The organism is Devosia insulae DS-56 (genome assembly GCF_000970465.2).
GTDB lineage: Bacteria > Pseudomonadota > Alphaproteobacteria > Rhizobiales > Devosiaceae > Devosia_A > Devosia_A insulae.
Window position 1 is genome coordinate 1 of the sequence record NZ_LAJE02000327.1, and the last position, 1,590, is coordinate 1,590.

The following is a 1,590-nucleotide window of genomic DNA, read 5'->3' on the forward strand; positions in this document are numbered from 1 at the left end:
GGTGGAGCCAAACTGACCGGAGCCTCTTGCTTCGCCCTCCACCGCCTTCGGCGGTCCCCCTCCCCCGCCACGCGGGGGAGGATCACCTCAGTGGATAGGCGGAGCCGCAGTGACTTCGTGGGCCCAGTCGAGAGCGTAGTGGGCGACTTCTTCCCAGCCCTTCTCGCCGGCGAGGAAATGCGAGCGATCGGCGAACTGGTGGAAATCGGTGCGGGCCGGGGACTTCTTCTGGATGTTGAAGATGGCCTTGGCGAGATACGGCGTGACGGTGCGGTCGTGCTCGGCCGAGATCACCAAGAGGGGTTGCTTCCGCGCCTTCACCTTCACCGCGGTGCCGAACATGCCGGCCGCCTGGTAGAAGATATTGGTCGGGGTGGGCACGACATAATCGTCATAGGCGACCTGCTGGTCGGCGGCGTTCAGGGTGTTGGCGAAGTTCTTGGCAAAGCCCTCGCGGGTAATGGTCTGGCTGTTGCCGGGGCCGGCGAAAATCGGCGGCAGGGCGGCGAGCAGCGAGACCGGGCCGGGCAGCGCACCGGCAATCGGGCCGGGGTCCATGGCGATGCCGGCAACGCCGTAGCCGCGATCGAGCAGCAGCTGGGTGATGAGGCCGCCCATCGAGTGGCCGACGATCACCGGCTGTTCGTCGAGGCCGTCGATGATCGACGCATAGTGATCGACGATCTTCTTGAAGGTCAGGGTGCCCAGCCGCTTGTCGGGATGGGCGCGGAGTTCGGCCGGGTTGCCTTCGAGATAGGGCCAGGCCGGAGCCAGGGTCTTGTAGCCGGCGGCTTCGAACACCGAGCGCAGTTTGTCCCAGCTCGAGGTGTGCATCCAGGCGCCGGTGATGAACAGCGCGGTCTTGCTCTTTGCGGCATTGGCGGCGGCAAAGGCGGCTGAGGTTTCGAGGTTCGTGGTCATTTCAATCTCCCGTTTGAATGTCTGTCGCTCATTGCGATGACGATTAAATCGCATGCGATTGAATTTGGGGCAACGCATGATCCTGCATAGCTGCCATGCATTGATCGCTTGCGATTCAATCGCATGCGCTCTATATAGAAGGCACGACTGGAGACATCCGATGGACAAGAAAGCGTTCGCCGAGCAGATAAAGCTCGAGGTGCTGCTGTGCTTTTCAGCCTATTCGCTGAGCCACGCCTTCAGCCGGTTTTACCGGCCAATGCTGGACAGACTGGGCCTTACCTACCCGCAGTTCGTGGTGATGATGGTGCTGTGGGAAAACGGCAAGATCACGATGAAGGCGCTCACCGACCTGGTGATGCTGGAATCCAACACGCTGACGCCGCTCTTGAAGAAGCTCGAGGCGGCGGGGCTGGTGCATCGCACCCGCAACAGGGACGATGAGCGGGTACTCGACATCGAGATCACCGAAGCCGGGCTCGCCCTCAAGGCCGACGGCCAGCTGGCCGCGGTGGACCTGGCGCTGGCCAGCGGCGAAGACCTCGACGGGGTGATCGAGATGCAGCAGCGCATGGCCAAGATGCGCGACAGCGTGCGGGAGAAGTTGGAGACGGCTTAGGGATCGCGGTCTTCTGCTCCCCTCCCCCTTGAGGGGAGGGGTGGGGGGAG

2 protein-coding genes are annotated in these 1,590 nt (G+C 63.1%); one reads left to right on the forward strand and one right to left on the reverse strand.

Features of this window, described 5'->3' with window-relative positions:
• Positions 1–87: 87 nt before the first annotated feature.
• Positions 88–921: an alpha/beta hydrolase gene (locus tag VW23_RS21825; RefSeq protein WP_176730458.1), complete on the reverse strand. Its 834-nt coding sequence runs from the start codon at positions 919–921 to the stop codon at positions 88–90.
• Positions 922–1,081: 160 nt separating this feature from the next.
• On the opposite strand from VW23_RS21825, the gene VW23_RS21830 reads away from it, so the two are divergent.
• Positions 1,082–1,540: a MarR family winged helix-turn-helix transcriptional regulator gene (locus VW23_RS21830; RefSeq protein ID WP_069911607.1), complete on the forward strand. Its 459-nt coding sequence runs from the start codon at positions 1,082–1,084 to the stop codon at positions 1,538–1,540.
• Positions 1,541–1,590: the final 50 nt, after the last annotated feature.

Coding starts and splice junctions, on each gene's coding strand:
- VW23_RS21825 (WP_176730458.1), bottom strand. CDS start 921: ATGACCACGAACCTCGAAACCTCAGCCGCCTTTGCCGCCGCCAATGCC.
- VW23_RS21830 (WP_069911607.1), top strand. CDS start 1,082: ATGGACAAGAAAGCGTTCGCCGAGCAGATAAAGCTCGAGGTGCTGCTG.